Origin of the sequence: Shewanella sp. SACH, assembly GCF_001887095.2 — a bacterium.
Taxonomy (GTDB): domain Bacteria; phylum Pseudomonadota; class Gammaproteobacteria; order Enterobacterales; family Shewanellaceae; genus Shewanella; species Shewanella baltica.
Window position 1 is genome coordinate 182,801 of record NZ_MPDG02000001.1, and the last position, 18,016, is coordinate 200,816.

At 46.9% G+C, this 18,016-nt stretch carries 19 protein-coding genes; 17 read left to right on the plus strand and 2 right to left on the minus strand.

The window, feature by feature from the left end; genetic code table 11:
- Window position 1 precedes the first annotated feature (1 nt).
- The 6 genes from rnc (at window position 2) to BM607_RS00780 (ending at window position 4,356) form a co-directional block, all read left to right on the plus strand.
- Window positions 2–682, plus strand: a complete 681-nt coding sequence (gene rnc, locus BM607_RS00755; protein ID WP_006080779.1) for a ribonuclease III — start codon at window positions 2–4, stop codon at window positions 680–682.
- Window positions 679–1,695 (plus strand): GTPase Era, encoded by a 1,017-nt coding sequence (gene era, locus BM607_RS00760; RefSeq protein WP_006085067.1) that lies wholly within the window; start codon window positions 679–681, stop codon window positions 1,693–1,695. Before rnc ends, era begins: the two co-directional genes overlap by 4 nt.
- Window positions 1,696–1,723: 28 nt before the next feature.
- A complete protein-coding gene (recO, locus tag BM607_RS00765; RefSeq protein WP_006080781.1) occupies window positions 1,724–2,434 on the plus strand; it encodes a DNA repair protein RecO in 711 nt (236 codons plus the stop codon).
- Window positions 2,435–2,504: 70 nt separating this feature from the next.
- Window positions 2,505–3,242: a pyridoxine 5'-phosphate synthase gene (gene pdxJ, locus BM607_RS00770; RefSeq protein WP_071939195.1), complete on the plus strand. Its 738-nt coding sequence runs from the start codon at window positions 2,505–2,507 to the stop codon at window positions 3,240–3,242.
- Window positions 3,242–3,625 carry a holo-ACP synthase gene (gene acpS / locus BM607_RS00775; protein ID WP_071939194.1) on the plus strand — a complete coding sequence of 128 codons (384 nt, stop codon included), beginning with the start codon at window positions 3,242–3,244 and terminating at the stop codon, window positions 3,623–3,625. The genes pdxJ and acpS overlap by 1 nt, the downstream gene beginning before the upstream one ends.
- Window positions 3,626–3,834: 209 nt before the next feature.
- Window positions 3,835–4,356, plus strand: coding sequence for an Mpo1-like protein (locus BM607_RS00780; RefSeq protein ID WP_071939193.1), 522 nt, complete (start codon window positions 3,835–3,837; stop codon window positions 4,354–4,356).
- Between the two features lie 101 nt (window positions 4,357–4,457).
- Here BM607_RS00780 and BM607_RS00785 read toward each other — a convergent pair whose 3' ends face one another.
- Entirely contained in the window at window positions 4,458–5,732 is a 1,275-nt protein-coding gene (locus BM607_RS00785) for a CNNM domain-containing protein (protein ID WP_006080785.1), read from the minus strand.
- A gap of 99 nt (window positions 5,733–5,831) precedes the next feature.
- Window positions 5,832–6,620, minus strand: coding sequence for a cytochrome c biogenesis protein CcsA (gene ccsA / locus BM607_RS00790; RefSeq protein ID WP_006080786.1), 789 nt, complete (start codon window positions 6,618–6,620; stop codon window positions 5,832–5,834).
- Between the two features lie 289 nt (window positions 6,621–6,909).
- Between ccsA and ffh the strand changes: the two genes are divergently transcribed.
- The 11 genes from ffh to BM607_RS00845 all read left to right on the plus strand — a co-directional run bounded on the left by ffh (window position 6,910) and on the right by BM607_RS00845 (window position 18,010).
- Entirely contained in the window at window positions 6,910–8,283 is a 1,374-nt protein-coding gene (ffh, locus tag BM607_RS00795; protein ID WP_006080787.1) for a signal recognition particle protein, read from the plus strand.
- A gap of 218 nt (window positions 8,284–8,501) precedes the next feature.
- Window positions 8,502–8,753, plus strand: coding sequence for a 30S ribosomal protein S16 (gene rpsP, locus BM607_RS00800; protein WP_006080788.1), 252 nt, complete (start codon window positions 8,502–8,504; stop codon window positions 8,751–8,753).
- A gap of 20 nt (window positions 8,754–8,773) precedes the next feature.
- Window positions 8,774–9,304, plus strand: coding sequence for a ribosome maturation factor RimM (rimM, locus tag BM607_RS00805; RefSeq protein WP_006080789.1), 531 nt, complete (start codon window positions 8,774–8,776; stop codon window positions 9,302–9,304).
- A 15-nt stretch (window positions 9,305–9,319) separates the two neighbouring features.
- On the plus strand, window positions 9,320–10,066 hold the full coding sequence (gene trmD / locus BM607_RS00810) for a tRNA (guanosine(37)-N1)-methyltransferase TrmD (RefSeq protein ID WP_006080790.1): 747 nt from the start codon (window positions 9,320–9,322) through the stop codon (window positions 10,064–10,066).
- Window positions 10,067–10,100: 34 nt separating this feature from the next.
- On the plus strand, window positions 10,101–10,454 hold the full coding sequence (rplS, locus tag BM607_RS00815) for a 50S ribosomal protein L19 (protein ID WP_006080791.1): 354 nt from the start codon (window positions 10,101–10,103) through the stop codon (window positions 10,452–10,454).
- A gap of 260 nt (window positions 10,455–10,714) precedes the next feature.
- Entirely contained in the window at window positions 10,715–11,806 is a 1,092-nt protein-coding gene (locus BM607_RS00820) for a 3-deoxy-7-phosphoheptulonate synthase (RefSeq protein WP_006085074.1), read from the plus strand.
- Between the two features lie 27 nt (window positions 11,807–11,833).
- On the plus strand, window positions 11,834–12,973 hold the full coding sequence (gene tyrA, locus BM607_RS00825) for a bifunctional chorismate mutase/prephenate dehydrogenase (protein WP_012588257.1): 1,140 nt from the start codon (window positions 11,834–11,836) through the stop codon (window positions 12,971–12,973).
- A 216-nt stretch (window positions 12,974–13,189) separates the two neighbouring features.
- Window positions 13,190–14,854, plus strand: a complete 1,665-nt coding sequence (hcp, locus tag BM607_RS00830) for a hydroxylamine reductase (protein WP_071939192.1) — start codon at window positions 13,190–13,192, stop codon at window positions 14,852–14,854.
- Window positions 14,855–14,985: 131 nt separating this feature from the next.
- A complete protein-coding gene (locus BM607_RS00835) occupies window positions 14,986–16,170 on the plus strand; it encodes a hybrid-cluster NAD(P)-dependent oxidoreductase (RefSeq protein ID WP_071939294.1) in 1,185 nt (394 codons plus the stop codon).
- 156 nt (window positions 16,171–16,326) lie between these two features.
- Entirely contained in the window at window positions 16,327–16,662 is a 336-nt protein-coding gene (locus BM607_RS00840; protein WP_071939191.1) for a hypothetical protein, read from the plus strand.
- 43 nt (window positions 16,663–16,705) lie between these two features.
- Window positions 16,706–18,010, plus strand: a complete 1,305-nt coding sequence (locus BM607_RS00845) for a sodium:proton antiporter (RefSeq protein WP_071939190.1) — start codon at window positions 16,706–16,708, stop codon at window positions 18,008–18,010.
- Window positions 18,011–18,016 lie beyond the last annotated feature (6 nt).

Here is an 18,016-nt window from a genome sequence, read left to right on the forward strand (position 1 = left end):
CATGGAACCGATTAAAAATTTGCCACGTTTGTGTCGTACTTTAAGTTATGAGTTCAAGAATATTGAGCTGTTGACTCAAGCGCTGACCCACAGAAGTGCGGCAAATAAACACAATGAACGCTTAGAGTTTTTAGGTGATTCAATTTTATCTATTGTGATTTCTGATGCCTTATATCATCAGTTTCCGAAGGCGACCGAAGGCGATTTAAGTCGGATGCGCGCTACCTTAGTGCGCGGTGATACCTTAACCATCATCGCCCAAGAGTTTAAGCTCGGCGATTATTTGTATCTCGGTCCTGGTGAATTAAAAAGTGGCGGATTTAGACGCGAGTCGATTCTTGCCGATGCGGTTGAAGCCATTATTGGCGCCGTTTACCTTGATTCCGATCTCGAAGTTTGCCGTGCATTATTGCTGAAATGGTATGCCGAGCGTTTGGCCGAAATCCAACCCGGGATCAGCCAGAAAGACGCGAAAACCTTACTGCAAGAACATTTACAAGGGTTTAAAAAGCCGCTGCCTGATTACCAAGTAATCAACATAGAAGGCGATGCCCACGATCAGACATTTACCGTTGAATGTCGTATTGAAGACTTGAGCCAAAGCGTCATTGGTGTGGCGAGTTCACGCCGTAAAGCCGAGCAAATCGCGGCCGCTCAAGTATTGGAGTTACTAAAGAAATGACCAAAAAAACAGACTTGTCAGGTATCGATGCTGCAAAAGCGGCAACTGAGCCGAGTTTAGATGAATTACTGGCAAGGATGAATGCGGCCGCGCCAACGCCGTCGGCCCATTACGATGTCACTTATTGTGGCATGGTGGCGATCATTGGTCGCCCTAACGTCGGTAAATCGACGTTAATCAACCGTTTGCTTGGTCAGAAGGTGAGTATTACTTCTAAAAAGCCGCAAACGACGCGCCACCGTATCATGGGTATTCATACCGATGGTCCTAAGCAAATCGTGTTTATCGATACACCGGGTTTGCACATTGAAGAGCAGCGGGCGATTAACCGCCTGATGAACCGCGCAGCGGCCAGTTCGCTTGCCGATGTGGCTATGGTCATTTTCGTGGTCGATGGCATGACATGGACCGCAGATGATGAGATGGTGCTCAGCAAGTTACGCCGTGGCGGCGAAGAGCGTCAGACGATTCTGGCGATCAACAAAGTCGATAATATCAAAGACAAAGAATCACTATTCCCATATTTGGAAGAAGTCGCCAAAAAATATCCTTTCGATGAAATTTTGCCGATTTCAGCCAGCAAGGGCACTAACGTCCAGCGAATTTTAGAGCTGGCAGCGGCATCGATTCCTGAGGGGCCTTTCTTCTTCCCTGAAGATTATGTTACCGACCGTTCGCAACGTTTTATGGCGTCGGAAATTGTGCGTGAAAAACTGATGCGCTTCCTAGGTGATGAATTACCCTATGATGCGACAGTTGAGATTGAACAGTTTAAGATGATGGAAAATGGCGTTTATCAAATCAATGCCCTGATCCTCGTTGAGCGTGAAGGTCAAAAACGTATGGTGATCGGTAGCAAGGGCGAACGTATTCGCACTATTGCGACTCAAGCCCGCTTGGACATGGAAACCTTGTTTGATAATAAAGTCTTCCTCGAAGTGTGGGTGAAAGTGAAATCCGGTTGGGCCGATGATGAACGCGCCTTGCGTAGCTTAGGTTACGGCGACGATTAAGCATTAATTCCAGCGAGCGCGCTTACCGATGAAACGTGGCTATGTTCTACATCATCGTCCGTATCGAGAGTCCAGTGTCTTAGTTAACCTCTTAGTTGACGGCATTGGACGGGTCGATGTGGTTGCCAGAACCGGCAGCGGTAAGCGCTCTATCAAGAGTATTCTCCAGCCCTTTCAACCGCTGATCTTCGAATTTAGCGGTAAGTCTGAATTAAAAACCTTAACCCAAGTCGAAGCCGCTGCACCCGCAGTGCCTCTTTCTGGCCAAAGTTTGTTTGCTGGCATGTATATCAATGAGTTATTGGTTCGCACTTTGTCTGTGCAGCACAACGCCGAAGAGTTGTTCCTCATTTATCATCAAGCCTTAGTCGGCCTTGCTGCTAAGTTTTGTCAATCCCAACTGCGCTATATTGAACTCGCCTTGCTGCGGGAATTAGGTTTCATGCCGTCGCTTAGCCGCGATACTCAGGGTGAACCACTCGTTGCTGAAGATTATTACCAGCTCGTGCCTGAGTTAGGCTTTCAATTTGTGCTCAACTCCCGTGCTCGCAATGCCTATCAAGGTGCTATGTTGACGGCGCTTAACGATAATCAACTCACCGATGTGCATTTTTTGAGCGCTAAGTTATTGATGCGCTCCCTGTTAAAGCCATTACTTGGGACTAAACCTTTGCTGAGTCGACAATTGTTCGTCAGCGCTGCCACGCCAACCAAGATTGATGGGAATAATTCGCCCTAGCTCCTGTTTTTTTGTGTAAGCCTAAGTACAATAAGCCGCAATATCAGCGTTCAACATTAAGGAGTTCCCGATGAGCCGTATCTTATTGGGCGTGAATATCGACCATATTGCTACTCTGCGTCAGGCGCGTGGCACCAGTTATCCTGATCCTGTGCATGCCGCCGCCGTTGCTGAGCATGCTGGCGCCGATGGCATCACTATCCATTTACGTGAAGACAGACGCCACATTATAGACCGCGATGTGTATCTGCTGGCGAAAACCTTGAAAACCCGCATGAATTTCGAATGTGCGGTGACCGAAGAAATGCTTAACATCGCCTGTAAAATTAAGCCGACCTATGTCTGTTTAGTGCCAGAAAAGCGTCAAGAAGTCACTACTGAAGGCGGTTTAGATGTGGCGGGGCAGTTAGATAAAATCACTGCTGCGGTTACTCGTTTAGCCGCTGAGGGCATTCAAGTTTCCTTATTTATTGATGCCGATAAAACCCAAATCGATGCCGCTGTTGCCTCTGGCGCACCGCTTATCGAAATCCACACTGGCTGTTATGCCGATGCGAAAACGGAAGCACAAGAAGCCACTGAGTTAGCGCGTATTAGCGAAATGGCCAAATACGCCCATGGCAAAGGTTTAGTGGTTAACGCAGGTCATGGTTTGCATTATCACAACGTGAAACCGATTGCGGCGATTCCTGAGTTATATGAACTCAATATCGGCCATGCGATTGTCGCCCGTGCCGCCATTGACGGTTTAGCGACAGCAGTGAAAGACATGAAAGTGTTAATGCTTGAAGGTCGTCGAGGCGAATAATGGCGATTGTCGGCCTAGGCACAGATATCGTCGAGATTGAGCGTATTCAGGCCCATGTGGCGCGCGCAGGCGACAAGCTGGCGAAACGTGTGCTGACCGAGGCTGAGTTGGCCATATATACTTCCCATAGTCAGCCAAGCCGTTATCTTGCCAAGCGTTTTGCCGCCAAAGAAGCTGCAGCCAAAGCGCTCGGTACGGGCATTGGCCGCGGCGTGTCGTTTCAGCATATTCACATTGGCAACAATGCGGATGGTGCGCCGACGATTCACTTTACCGAGGGGGCGCTTGCGCGCTTACAGCAGCTTAAAGCGACGGTTGGGCATATCTCTATTGCCGATGAAAAATCTTATGCGATTGCGACGGTAATCATAGAGTCTCAATAAACCCAAGTTGGTGTTTGTCGTCTATCAAAAAGGAACCTTAGGGTTCCTTTTTTCATTTCTGGATGGGTATCAAAATAAGTACCAAACAATAAAGTGCAACAATTCGTTTACTTTTACTGTTCAGCTTAATTGTTTTGCGCTAGTTTATGGCTTGCGCGTCGCTCAATTTGGCGCAGGTAAAAGCAGGGGCAAATGAAGAGGAACCCGACATGAAATCCGCCGCAGAGCAGTTATCGACCTACAAAAGTGTGCATTTAAATCACCGTAATATTCAGACCCATTTTATTGGTATCCCACTGATTATTTGGTCTGCTTTCCTGTTGCTGGCCACTGTACGTATTCCGCTGGGCAGTCTGGGCGAGACCAGTTTAGCCGTGATTGTCGGCGTGTTAGTGTCGGCCTACTATGTCCGTTTACACTTAAGGCTCTCAATGGGGCTGATCTTATTTATGGTTCCTGTACTGCTCACAACTGAATGGGCGGCGCATATTGCCGGTGCCACTTGGCTTGCCATAGGGGTATTTGTGGTGGGCTGGGTGTTCCAGTTAATTGGCCATAAATATGAAAAAGCCAAGCCTGCCTTTGTAGATGATTTGAATCAGTTATTAATTGGGCCATTCTTCTTGATGGCGGAAGTGTATTTTATGCTGGGCCTAGAAAAGGCGCTCAATGCCCAGATAACGCCGATGGCAATTGAAAAGCGCCGTGCACTTGAGGCGAAAAAGATTTAACTCGTTACATCACTTGGGAAAAGTATTGCTCGGGGGAGCAGTCGGCCGAACGACATATTTAGTATGTGGTTCGGCCGATTTTTTATGGGGAAAATCGAAAGCTAAGCTCTAGGCGGGTGATAATGCAGCGGTATGATACGCACGGTTTTAATCATATTTTCTGCCACATCGATGATCTCTAAGGGATAACCGGCTAAACGTAAACTGGTATTGGCAGAGGGGATTTCCTCTAGGTATTCTAGGATCAGACCGTTGAGGGTTTTAGGGCCGTCAGTCGGGAAGTTCCACTTCATTTCTTTATTCAAATCGCGAATGGTAATGCTGGCATCGACTAAATAACTGCCATCTTGCTGCACTTTGATATCTTCACTCGGCGTGGTTAACATTGAAGTAGTAAAGTCGCCGACAATCTCTTCGAGAATATCTTCGAGCGTCACCAGACCTTGAATATCGCCATATTCATCAACCACTAAGCCGATGCGCTCTTTGTTCTGTTGAAAGTTAGCCAGTTGCACATTGAGTGGCGTACCTTCAGGCACAAAATAGAGCTCTTTCACTGCGCGCAGCAGAGATGACTTACTAAATTGCTCTTTCGATTGTAATCGCAGGGCATCGCGCAAATGAATAAAGCCCACCGCATCGTCAACTGTGTCGCGATACACTAACACTCGGGTGTGTGGACTTTGGATGACCTGCCGATTGATGACCTTAAACTCGTCATTGACGTTAATCCCGTAGATATCTGAGCGCGGCACCATAATGTCTTCAACGGTGACTTTCTCTAAATCTAGGATAGATAACAGCATTTCTTGGTGACGTTGGGGGATAAGAGCCCCAGCTTCATGTACGACAGTGCGCAACTCTTCTTGGCTCAACGCATCGCTACTATTGACGGTTTTAATTCCCATCAAACGTAAAAAGCCTGACGTGATGAGGTTAACGCCTTTTACGAAGGGCGCTAATAGGATCAACAACCATCGCAGCAGTATGCTGGAGGGGAAGGCGATACGTTCGGGATTTAGTGCGGCGATGGTTTTGGGGGTGACTTCAGCAAATACCAATACAACGAGTGTCAGCACACCGGTAGCGATGGCGACACCTAAGTCCCCCCAGAGACGCATACCAATAATAGTGGCGATGGCCGATGCTAAAATATTGACTAAGTTATTGCCGATTAAGATTAAGCCAATCAAACGGTCTGGACGCTCAAGCAACTTCAGAGCTCTAATCGCCCCTTTATGGCCATTGCTGGCTAAGTGGCGTAGACGGTAACGGTTGAGTGTCATCATGGCGGTTTCTGAGCCTGAGAAATAGGCAGAGAATAGGATAAGCACTAGTAAAACGATCAGGAGTGCGCTTGTCGATATAGCGTCCAAAAAAGGCTCCAATATGGCCAGTAAACTTAAGTAAATACCGACATTTAAAAAAAGTGTCAAGTCGGCAGCGGCATTAACTGCCTTTGCCGACTTAAATGTTTAGTTGAGGATTAACTCTTTGACAATGCGCGCGCCAAAATAAGCGAGCGAAAGTAAGGTGGCGCCAGTCAAAGTGTAAATGACTGCGGTACGAATTTTACAGCCGACCCAATACTGTTGCCACAACATAGTTATGTATACAAACCAAGCCATTATCGACAGGATAGCCTTATGACCTTTGCCATCGGCGAACATGTCTTCAAGGAAGATAAAGCCGGTTGCGAGTGACAAACTGAGCAAGATAACGCCGATAATCACTAAATGATAAAGTTGTTTCTCAACTGTCATCAGTGGCGGAATACCTGGGCTCAGCATAAATTGTTTTTTCTTCAGCTTATTTTGGATCATCGCCAGTTGTATCGCATACAGGGCGGCAATCATCAGGGCACTGTAGGCCATGAGTGACAATACGACGTGGGCTAATACTTCAGGATAAAGCTCAAAATGCGTGATGAACTTAGGCGGCAATAACCAGAGTAGGGCGACCGAGAGCACAGAGCAGGCGTAAACCACGGGCACTACGACAATCACCTTCAGCCTGAACATCAACACAGTAAAAGTAAAGGCGATAATCCAGTTCACTAAGGAAATCACGTTCGTCAGGCTAAAGTTTTGCCCGTCGGTGGTGAAAATTACTTGGGATAATGCAGCAGCATGCAGAATGACCGCAATGGCTGCTATGCCTGCGACGGCGCGGCGATTCGGACCGTCGGGGTGGAACAATCGACTCGTCACTAGCACCAATGCAATGCAATAAAAAAACATGGCTGAGGCAGAAAAGATGACCATGGGTAATTAACCTATTTGTGTAGTTAAAGGTGCCTTATAAACGGGGCATACAGATCAATATTTTCCCTAGAATAACATGAGCTGTCGGCAAATGGGCAGTGACATGAGTTGCAAAATTTAGCAGATTCTTATTGTTAGGGTTAAATAGTGTGTTAACGACAATAAAACATGACTCAGCGCAAGTAAAACACTTAACCACAATCAAGATGGGTGCAGCAGTAGCATAATGCGCATGCATCGTTATAATACAGCCCATCAATCGAGATTCTTAAAGGTATAGAACAGGACGATGTTTGAGAACCTAACCGACAGACTGTCACGCACACTGAAAAATATCAGTGGCCGTGGTCGCTTAACTGAAGAAAACGTTAAGGAAACCCTGCGCGAAGTGCGTATGGCACTGCTGGAGGCCGATGTTGCCCTGCCTGTGGTGCGCGAATTCGTTAATAATGTAAAAGAACGTGCCGTTGGCCAAGAAGTCTCTAAAAGCTTAAGCCCAGGTCAAGCCTTCATTAAGATAGTTCAAAGTGAACTTGAAAAATCCATGGGCGAGGCGAATGAAGCCTTAGATTTAGCCACTCAGCCGCCAGCCGTGATCATGATGGCGGGTTTGCAAGGTGCGGGTAAAACCACCAGTGTGGCCAAACTGGGTAAATTTTTACGTGAACGCCATAAAAAATCGGTATTGGTGGTCAGTGCCGACGTTTACCGTCCAGCGGCGATTAAACAGCTTGAGACGTTAGCGCAAGAAGTTGCGGTGGAGTTTTTCCCATCGGACGTTAGCCAAAAGCCAATCGACATTGCGAAAGCGGCGATTGCCCACGCTAAATTAAAGTTCATCGATGTAGTGATCCTCGATACCGCGGGTCGTCTGCATGTCGACGAAGCCATGATGGACGAGATCAAAGGCTTACACGCTGCGGTCAAGCCTATTGAGACCTTGTTCGTTGTGGATGCTATGACAGGTCAAGATGCGGCGAACACGGCTAAGGCGTTTAACGAAGCTTTACCACTGACAGGGGTTATCTTAACCAAAGTCGATGGTGATGCACGCGGTGGTGCAGCGTTATCGATTCGCCATATTACCGGCAAGCCGATTAAATTCCTCGGTGTCGGTGAAAAGACTGATGCGTTAGAACCGTTCCATCCCGATCGTATTGCCTCGCGTATTTTGGGCATGGGCGATGTGTTATCGCTGATCGAAGAAGTTGAGCGCGGCGTCGATAAAGAAAAGGCCATGAAACTGGCTTCGAAAGTGAAGCAGGGTGGCAGTTTCGATTTAGAAGATTTCCGTGAGCAGTTACAGCAAATGAAAAACATGGGCGGCATGATGAACATGCTGGAAAAACTGCCCGGTGTGGGTCAATTGCCCCCAGAAGCCTTAGCGCAAATCCAAGACGGCAAGATGACAGGCCAAATGGAAGCCATCATTAATTCGATGACGTCCAAAGAGCGTAAGAACCCTGATTTAATCAAGGGCTCACGCAAGCGTCGTATTGCTGCGGGTTCTGGCACGCAAATCCAAGACGTAAACCGTTTATTGAAACAGTTTACGCAAATGCAAAAGATGATGAAAAAAATGTCTGCTAAGGGCGGCATGCAAAAAATGATGCGCGGAATGCGTGGCATGATGCCGCCTGGAATGAAATTTCCAGGCCGTTAATCGGACATTTTTAGTTAAACCTAGCACTTTATCAGTCGGTTGACTCTGGTAACAATGAACCGCTAACGAAGGACGCAGGCGTAATAATCGCCATCTTTGGTTGCATTAGTTGGAAACTCAGGTAAAATCTTCCGGCTTTCTATCTGGGACTCTTCGCGAACACGGGGTTCCAGTTTTTATTTTTGCTTCAAAGCAAATCATTAGAGGATTGAAAACGCATGGTTACCATTCGTTTAGCTCGTGGCGGCGCAAAAAAGCGTCCATTTTACAACATCGTTGTTGCTGATAGCCGTAACGCTCGTGACGGTCGTTTCATTGAGCGTGTAGGTTTCTTCAACCCATTGGCCCGTGGCCAAGAAGAAACATTACGTTTAGACCTAGCTCGCGTTGAGCACTGGGTTTCTAACGGTGCAGCTGCTACAGAACGCGTAGCAAAATTGATCAAAGACGCTCGTAAAGCAACTGCTTAATAGCGTTAAGGTATAGATTGATGAGCAGTAACCAACAGCCAGTCGTACTGGGGAAATTAGGCTCCTGTCATGGCATTAAAGGTTGGCTGAAAATCACCGCCTATACCGATTCTGTTGAAGGTATCTTTGACTACTCGCCTTGGCTTATTAAAGAAAATGGTGAGTGGCGCGAAATAAAGGTCACCCAGTGGCGTTATCAAGGCAAGGCCGTTGTTGCCTTACTTGATGGCGTAGAAACACGGGAGCAAGCGCAAATGCTCACAAATTGTGAGATTGCGATTTTGCCGGAACAGATGAACGATTTGCCAGCAGATGAATTCTACTGGCGTGATCTCATCGGTTGCGAAGTGGTCAATACAACTGGCTATAACATGGGGATTGTCGATCAGATCGTGGAAACAGGATCGAACGACGTATTACTCGTTAAGGCCAACGCTAAAGATAGTTTCGGCAAAGTGGAACGTATGATCCCCTTTGTCCCTGAGCAGTTCATCAAAACGGTGGACCTGCAAGGTAAACAGATTTTAGTGGATTGGGATCCTGACTTCTAAGTCGAGGTACAACAGATGTGGTTAGGGGTAATAACCCTGTTCCCAGAGATGTTCCGTGCCGTGACAGACTTTGGAGTTACGGGTCGAGCCGTGAAAAACGGCCTGCTCGAGTTGCACACGTGGAATCCCCGTGATTTCACCCATGATAGGCATAATACGGTAGATGACAGGCCTTACGGCGGTGGTCCCGGAATGTTGATGATGGTGCAACCCTTGCGCGATGCCATTCATGCAGCGAAAGCCGCAGCGGGTGAAGGTGCGAAGGTGATTTACTTGTCACCTCAAGGACGCAAGCTGGATCAGCAAGGCGTCACTGAGTTGGCTCAATCATCACGTTTGATTTTGGTCTGTGGTCGATACGAAGGTATTGATGAACGCATCATTCAAACGGAAGTGGATGAAGAGTGGTCGATAGGGGATTACGTGCTTTCGGGCGGCGAATTACCGGCGATGACTCTGATAGATTCAGTATCGAGATTGGTTCCTGGCGTGCTAGGAAAACAAGCTTCGGCGGAGCAAGATTCTTTCTCCGACGGTTTACTGGATTGTCCACATTACACTCGCCCTGAAAGCCTTGATGGTGTTGACGTACCGGCAGTGCTGCTAAGTGGCAACCACGAACAAATTAGACTCTGGCGTTTACAGCAAAGCCTTGGTAGGACTTTACTGAGACGGCCAGAATTATTGCAAAATCTAGCTCTGACTGACGAACAAACGACTCTATTAGCGCAGTTCGTTGAAGCAATGAACAAGCATGCTTAGTCGTAGCTCAGTTAATTCTAGAACGGAGTAAGTTATGAACAACATCATTAAAATGCTCAACGATGAGCAAATGAAACAAGACGTACCTGCGTTTGGTGCTGGTGATACAGTAGTAGTTCAGGTTCGTGTTAAAGAAGGCGATAAAGAGCGTTTACAGGCTTTTGAAGGCGTTGTAATTGCTAAGCGTAACCGTGGTCTGCACTCTGCATTCACAGTACGTAAAATCTCTAATGGCGAAGGTGTTGAGCGTGCTTTCCAAACGCACAGCCCACTGATCGCTAGCATTGAAGTTAAGCGTCGTGGTCGCGTTCGTCGCGCCAAACTGTACTATCTGCGTGATCGTTCAGGTAAATCTGCACGTATCCGTGAGAAGCTGGCAACTAAGTAATAGTTACCGCTACAGAAAACAAGACGTAGTGTTCGCACAGAAAACCGCCCTAGTGGCGGTTTTTTGTTGCTGTTTTTTGAGTATTTATACTTGATCTAAATAGAATGAACAGGCATAGTGGTCGCCTAGTTGTAATGGTGTAGCATTACAAAGGTACATTGCGATGGATTTACGCTATTTTTCTTCCGAAATGAATGCCCAAGCTGACTTGAAGTCCTGCTTCGACAACTGGGTTAAACACTAAGTCTTAGGTGGTAAGCATGCAACAAGATACGATTAACAACGTACACATTAGTTCAGAAAAAGTTTTAATCACGCCGCAAGAGCTTAAAAATGCCTTGCCACTTTCTGAGCATGCTTATCGTTATATCCTCAATGCCCGCAAAACCGTGGCTGATATTGTCCATAAGCGCGACAATCGAGTATTGATCGTCACCGGGCCTTGCTCCATCCATGATATCGCCGCCGCTAAGGAATACGCTTTAAGGCTTAAAACCTTGCACGATGAACTCAGTGATGAGTTTTACATCTTAATGCGAGTGTACTTTGAAAAGCCGCGTACCACGGTAGGTTGGAAAGGCATGATCAACGATCCCGATATGGATGAATCCTTCGATGTCGAAAAAGGCCTGAAAATGGCCCGTGAGCTGATGATTTGGTTGGCCGAATTAGGGCTGCCTGTCGCCACTGAAGCGCTCGATCCTATCAGTCCTCAGTACATTTCTGAGCTAGTGACTTGGTCGGCCATTGGTGCCCGCACCACAGAATCGCAAACCCATAGGGAAATGGCATCGGGTCTTTCTATGCCAGTTGGCTTTAAAAATGGCACCGATGGTAAGCTCGATGTGGCGATTAATGCGCTAAAATCAGCAGCCAGCAGTCACAGATTTATGGGCATTAACCAACAGGGCCAAGTCGCCTTATTACAAACTGCGGGCAATCCCGATGGTCATGTGATTTTACGTGGCGGTGCAACACCAAACTACGATGCCGCAAGCGTGGCTGAATGTGAGGCGCAGCTGCACAAAGCCAAACTCAATGCACGTTTGATCATCGATTGCAGCCATGGCAATTCATCCAAAGACTACAGCCGCCAAAAGCCTGTGTGTGAAGATGTGTTCGAGCAGATTTATAACGGCAATAAATCGATCATCGGCGTCATGCTAGAGAGCCATTTAAATGAAGGCAATCAAAGCTGTGATAAGCCATTAAGCGAGTTAGCTTATGGTGTATCTGTGACAGATTCCTGTATTAACTGGGAAAAAACAGAAACTATTTTACGTGACGGCGCGGTGAAGTTATCTTCAATACTCCCGGCACGCTTCGATATGCTTAAAGTAGCTAACGCTTAAATTGGCTACAGCTTAATGGACTCAGGTATGAATGAAAAAACAACGGCCGAATTAGAACATCTTCGCGGCCTGATTGATGGTGTCGATCAGCAATTACTGCATTTACTGCGTAAGCGCTTGGATCTCGTGGCGCAAGTGGGCACAGTGAAACACGGCGCCGGTTTACCGATCTATGCACCGCAGCGTGAAGCCGCCATGCTCGCTAAACGCCGCGAAGAAGCGAAAAACATGGGGATTGCGCCGCAATTAATTGAGGATATTTTACGCCGCTTGATGCGCGAGTCTTATCTCAATGAAAAAGATGTTGGCTTTAAGCAAGTTAAAAAAGATCTTGGCTCAGTGGTGATTGTCGGCGGTAAGGGGCAACTCGGTGGATTGTTTTCACAAATGCTGACCTTATCTGGCTACCAAGTGAATCTGCTCGATAAAGACGATTGGCAGCAAGCAGATAGTCTATTTGCCGATGCGGGCATGGTGTTAGTGACTGTGCCGATTGCGATTACTTGCGAGCTTATTCGTGAAAAGCTGACTCAGTTACCAGCCGACTGCATTCTGGCGGATTTGACCTCCATCAAGACCGAGCCGGTTAAAGCCATGCTTGAGGCGCATTCTGGTCCTGTCGTCGGTTTCCATCCTATGTTTGGTCCCGATGTGGGCAGTTTGGCGAAACAAGTTGTGGTGGTGTGCCACGGTCGCTCGCCAGAGAAATACCAATGGTTGCTTGAGCAGATCGCTATTTGGGGCGCGCGGATTGTCGAAGCAGAACCCGAACGTCACGACAGTGCAATGCAGTTAGTGCAGGCGATGCGCCACTTCTCGACCTTTGTGTATGGTTTGAATCTGTGCAAGGAAGAGGCAGATATTGATACTTTGCTGCAATTTAGCTCGCCGATTTATCGCTTAGAATTAGCTATGGTAGGGCGCTTATTCGCCCAAAGCCCAGAGCTTTACGCCGATATTATTTTTGCCCAGCAAGATAGCCAACATGCAATCGGTGATTATTTAGATAACTACCGTGAAGCGTTGGAGCTGCTAAAACGCGGTGACAGGAACGAGTTTATTAAGCAGTTCCAAAGCGTCGCTAAATGGTTTGGGGATTTTGCCCCTCAATTCCAGCGCGAAAGCCGTATTATGCTGCAATCGGTCAATGATATGAAAACCAATTAATAAAGAGTAAGTTACTCTTAAAAACGCCCATCATTGACGGGCGTTTTTTTATGGATTTTTGGCAGGTTTTATAGCCTTTATTAGTGATTGCTAAAGGTGATCGTTCTCTAACATTTAGCATCCAATTCTAGAAATGACTGTCGCTTATGGCGTGTTTAGGTAGACTAGTTTTAAACATGCAAAAATAAAGCATGAATTTAAATTAGGAGTCTATCCATGTTCTGTATTCAATGTGAGCAAACCATTCGTACACCCGCTGGCAATGGTTGTAGTTATTCCCAAGGTATGTGTGGCAAGTTGGCGGCAACGTCAGATCTGCAAGACTTGCTGATCTATATGCTGCAAGGCGTGTCTGTTTATGCCGTTAAAGCTCGCGAACTGGGCATTATCGATGCTGAAATTGACAGTTTTGTGCCTAAAGCCTTTTTCTCCACTTTAACCAACGTCAACTTTGATGACGAGCGCATTATGGCCTATGCGCAGCAAGCGGCTAAGTATCGAACTCAGCTAAAGGCATCCTACGAAGCGGCTTGTGAACAAGCGGGCATGGTTGCTGAGCAAGTGCCGCAAGTTGCTCAGTTAGTGCTGGGGACCAGTAAGATTGAAATGCTCGCGCAGGCAACGATTGCGCTGCTAAATAAAGATAAGCATGACGTTCATGAGGACATCATGGGGCTCAGATTATTGTGTTTATATGGCCTTAAAGGTGCCGCAGCGTATATGGAGCATGCCCGCGTGTTGGGTCAAACTGATGCCGATGTGGCAGGGCGCTTCCATGAAATCATGTCTTTCTTAGGTGAACGGAGTGTCGATGGCGATAAGCTATTTACCACGGCGATGGATATTGGTCAGTTGAACTACCGCATTATGGCCATGCTTGATGCGGGTGAAACTCAAGCGTTCGGTCACCCTGAACCTACAGTGGTTAATACTAAGTCAGTTAAGGGCAAGGCAATCCTGGTCTCTGGTCATGATATGAAGGATTTAGAGCTTATCCTTGAGCAGACCGTCGGTAAGGGTATTAATGTGTTTACCCACGGCGAAATGCTGCCAGCATTGGCGTATCCAGCCTTTAAAAAATATCCACACCTTGTCGGTAATTACGGCAGTGCTTGGCAGAATCAGCAGCAAGAGTTTGCCAATTTCCCAGGTGCTGTGGTGATGACGTCCAACTGTATTATCGACCCCAATGTGGGCAGTTATAGCGATCGTATCTTTACCCGCAGCATCGTTGGTTGGCCTGGCGTGGTGCATATCGAAGGCGATAATTTCTCGGCTGTGATTGATAAAGCGTTGGTATTGGAAGGCTTTATCTATGATGAAATCCCCCACACTATCACGATTGGTTTTGCCCGCAATGCGTTGATGGCGGCTGCGCCAGCAGTGGTTGAAAATGTAAAAAGTGGCGCGATTAAACACTTCTTCCTCGTCGGCGGCTGCGATGGCGACAAGGCCGACAGAAGCTACTTTACTGAACTTGCGAAATCGACACCGAAGGATTCATTAATTTTGACCTTAGGCTGCGGTAAGTACAAATTCAATAAGCTCGAATTTGGTGATATTAACGGTATCCCACGTTTGCTTGATGTGGGCCAGTGCAACGATGCCTATTCTGCGATTCAGTTAGCGATTGCACTAGCTGAAGTATTCGAATGTGATATCAATGAATTACCTTTGAGTTTAGTGCTTTCTTGGTTCGAACAAAAAGCCATTGTGGTGTTACTGACACTGTTGTCACTCGGCGTAAAAAACATTCGCACAGGCCCTACACCACCTGCATTTTTAACCGCTAATCTCGCTAAAATTTTGGAAGAAAAGTTTGGCTTACGCAATACCACCACAGTTGAGGCCGATTTAAAGACCATGTTGAACGTGGCGTAAATTAGTCGGTGCTCATTGCTGAAGTCCGCTGGACATCGTGGCTTAAATCAGCAATGAGTCGTTGTTTAACTGCGGTTTTCTTTCTTTTTTTTCATATGGTTAAACCGCAGTGTGTTGCAGGTAACAATGCTATGAATGCGATAAATTTGAGTGTGATGGCACGGGCGGAGGCATTATCGGCTTCGCCCCATAAACCCGAAAGTGTAAATCCATTGGTGCACGCTGGGCCAGCGCAAACCGGACCAGCGCTTAGCGAACTGGTGTGCATTGAGCGCTGGAATGAAACCGTCGATGTGGTGAGTTTTCGTTTTCAAGCGGGCGAGCCGATGAAGTTTGACTATAAACCCGGCCAGTTTATGACCTTTGTGCTCGAGATTAACGGCGAGCAAGTGTGCCGCAGTTATACCTTGTCCTCATCACCATCGAGACCCTATTCCTTGATGGTGACGATTAAGCGTGTGGCGGGTGGACTGGTGTCTAATTATCTTATTGACCACTTGCAGCCAGGCCAGCGTGTGCGAGTGCTGCCACCAACGGGGCAATTTAACTTAGTGGATATCCCCGCGACGAAATACTTGTTTTTGAGTGCCGGTTGCGGCATTACGCCCATGTATTCGATGTCACGTTATTTAACTGACACTCAAATCGATGCCGATATTGCCTTTGTGCACAGCGCGCGCTCAGACGCTGATATCATTTTTAAATCGTCATTGGAGACGATGACGAACCGCTTTAATGCGTTTAAGCTCAGTTATGCGCTGGAGTCGGCGGCAGAATCACTTTTATTCTCCCCAAAGATAAGTTTTGATATAGGGCGATTAACTGCGCAGATGCTGCAAACCTTAGTGCCTGATGTTGCTGAGCGAACGGTTTATCTCTGCGGGCCCGAGCCTTATATGCAGGCGGTAAAAGCGTTATTGGCCGAACTCAACTTTGATATGAATCGGTTGCACCATGAGAGTTTTGCCACGGCCGAAAAAGCCGCACGTAATCAGCTCATGCAAGCAAAGTCGCCTACAGAAGCAGATGAAAATTCGCAAGCAGGGGCTTTTACTTTGCCTACTTTTAACTTAGCCATTGGCGATCGCAGCACAAGGCTAACACAAGGGCAGAGTTTACTTGAGGGAATAGAGTCTGAAGGATTACCGATTATTGCTGCCTGTCGTTCGGGCGTGTGCGGCGCCTGTAAATGCCAAGTATTGGAGGGAGAAACCGTATCGACGAGTGTGATGACGCTGACTGCTGCAGAAATTGAGGCCGGTTTTGTACTCGCTTGCTCCACAACATTAGCATCCGACGTGACGCTTAAACTTTAACGCGCTGCTAATTAGCGTCATTTACTTGTGACTTATTTTTAAATGGATTGAAATATTTCTAATCCTTAGTTGCGCTTATCTCAGTGAGAACGTAAGGTTAATGACAAGGGCGTATGATGTTTGCGCCCAGTCCATTAGTCTGGCTGGAGTCTCTCAATGACAATGACAACCACTTATGCCGCAAAAATTGAAGACCGTTCTCTTGGGCATTTGTTATACGCCTTGATGTCGGGCTTTCCCTTATTATTACTTCCCGTGCTGCTAAGTTTGTTCATTAATGTTTCCCAACGTCAATCTCATGGTAATCCATTATTGGCGTCGCATTTACGTTGGCAACGGCATTCCAATGTCGCCTTTCTTGGCTTTTTAGTGCTCGGCTATTGCGTGCCGTTAACTTGGCTCAGTCTTTCGATTTATCTCTTTGGGATTATTTGGTTTTGCCACAGGATCATTAAAGGGTGGTTAAATCTATTGGATGGTTTAGAAATCTAAACTTGTGCTAGAGTCTCTAAATTGATGATTTTTAGAGGCTCTTATGTCCAGTTACCAAATTCTATGTATCCTCTGCGCCTTGGCGCTAGTCACTTCAGTTGTCTCTTCACGCGTCCATAAACTGCAGGAAACTGTGGCCATTACGGCTATCGCCCTAGGCATGAGTTTGTTATTACTCCTAGGGGGAAAGGCCTTAGGCGGGCATGTCTATCTGTATTTTGTCTCAGGCTTAGAGAAGCTCGATTTTCAAGCCTTGCTGCTCAATGGCATGTTAGGTTTTTTACTCTTTGCGGGCGCATTGCAGATCCGTTTAAAAATACTGAGGCATCAGAAGTGGGAGATTTTAATCCTTGCCTTTGTCAGCACTTTATTATCGACATTTATCATAGGAGGACTGTTATTTTGGGTCGCACCTATGTTGGGTCTACCGCTACAACTCAGCCACTGCTTGCTGTTTGGCGCCTTGATTTCGCCAACCGACCCCATCGCCGTTTTGGCTATTTTAAAGAAAATGGGCGCACCGGAAGATATTGCTATCCAAGTGGAAGGTGAATCTTTATTTAACGATGGCATAGGGTTAGTGATTTTTGTGGCAATATCGCAATTAGCCTTCTCCACTGAACCGCTGACGTTTATCCATATCTCTGAGTTATTTATTCGTGAGGCGTTAGGCGGGGTTATTTATGGTGGCGTTCTTGGTTTTCTGCTGCATCATTTTTTCCGCTATTGCGAGGAAGAAACGCAATTGATGTTGGTCACTTTGCTGATCCCAACCGCGGGATACGTGATGGCGGAAGTGTTTGGGGTTTCTGGGCCTTTAGCTATGGTGAGTGCAGGTATCATCATAGGTAATTTCAGTGTGCCTAAGTTTTTTGCCCGCCACGAGCGAGTGAAACTACTGACATTTTGGTCGCTGATTGAATCTTTCTTCAATGCATTACTTTTCCTACTACTCGGCTTACTGCTTTTGTTAGTCACTTTTAAAGCACCATTGTGGTGGTTTATGTTTGTGGCTATTCCATTGGTGTTATTGGCGCGTGCCGTGAGTGTGTTATTGCCTTATTTGGGCTTTAGGTTGTTTAAGTCTTACAACCCCTATGCAGAGACGATTCTGATTTGGGGTGGTTTAAGGGGAGGATTAGCACTCGCGATGGCGATGAGTTTACCTGAGGGGATTGTCATCGATGCTATTGGTGGTGTGGAGCTGCGGGAATTGTTGTTAGTGATGACCTATGCCGTCGTCGTATTTTCGATTCTAGTGCAGGGCTCTACTATGACAGGGCTTATCCGCAGGAGTAATGCGGTTACCGAACCATCGAGGGCTGTCGGCTCTTCTGAAAATGCATAAAGGATG

Excerpts from the sequence above, each read along its gene's own strand:
- rnc (WP_006080779.1), top strand. The coding sequence starts at position 2 with ATGGAACCGATTAAAAATTTGCCACGTTTGTGTCGTACTTTAAGTTAT.
- era (WP_006085067.1), top strand. The coding sequence starts at position 679 with ATGACCAAAAAAACAGACTTGTCAGGTATCGATGCTGCAAAAGCGGCA.
- recO (WP_006080781.1), top strand. The coding sequence starts at position 1,724 with ATGAAACGTGGCTATGTTCTACATCATCGTCCGTATCGAGAGTCCAGT.
- pdxJ (WP_071939195.1), top strand. The coding sequence starts at position 2,505 with ATGAGCCGTATCTTATTGGGCGTGAATATCGACCATATTGCTACTCTG.
- acpS (WP_071939194.1), top strand. The coding sequence starts at position 3,242 with ATGGCGATTGTCGGCCTAGGCACAGATATCGTCGAGATTGAGCGTATT.
- BM607_RS00780 (WP_071939193.1), top strand. The coding sequence starts at position 3,835 with ATGAAATCCGCCGCAGAGCAGTTATCGACCTACAAAAGTGTGCATTTA.
- ccsA (WP_006080786.1), bottom strand. The coding sequence starts at position 6,620 with ATGGTCATCTTTTCTGCCTCAGCCATGTTTTTTTATTGCATTGCATTG.
- ffh (WP_006080787.1), top strand. The coding sequence starts at position 6,910 with ATGTTTGAGAACCTAACCGACAGACTGTCACGCACACTGAAAAATATC.
- rpsP (WP_006080788.1), top strand. The coding sequence starts at position 8,502 with ATGGTTACCATTCGTTTAGCTCGTGGCGGCGCAAAAAAGCGTCCATTT.
- rimM (WP_006080789.1), top strand. The coding sequence starts at position 8,774 with ATGAGCAGTAACCAACAGCCAGTCGTACTGGGGAAATTAGGCTCCTGT.
- trmD (WP_006080790.1), top strand. The coding sequence starts at position 9,320 with ATGTGGTTAGGGGTAATAACCCTGTTCCCAGAGATGTTCCGTGCCGTG.
- rplS (WP_006080791.1), top strand. The coding sequence starts at position 10,101 with ATGAACAACATCATTAAAATGCTCAACGATGAGCAAATGAAACAAGAC.
- BM607_RS00820 (WP_006085074.1), top strand. The coding sequence starts at position 10,715 with ATGCAACAAGATACGATTAACAACGTACACATTAGTTCAGAAAAAGTT.
- tyrA (WP_012588257.1), top strand. The coding sequence starts at position 11,834 with ATGAATGAAAAAACAACGGCCGAATTAGAACATCTTCGCGGCCTGATT.
- hcp (WP_071939192.1), top strand. The coding sequence starts at position 13,190 with ATGTTCTGTATTCAATGTGAGCAAACCATTCGTACACCCGCTGGCAAT.
- BM607_RS00835 (WP_071939294.1), top strand. The coding sequence starts at position 14,986 with ATGAATGCGATAAATTTGAGTGTGATGGCACGGGCGGAGGCATTATCG.
- BM607_RS00840 (WP_071939191.1), top strand. The coding sequence starts at position 16,327 with ATGACAATGACAACCACTTATGCCGCAAAAATTGAAGACCGTTCTCTT.
- BM607_RS00845 (WP_071939190.1), top strand. The coding sequence starts at position 16,706 with ATGTCCAGTTACCAAATTCTATGTATCCTCTGCGCCTTGGCGCTAGTC.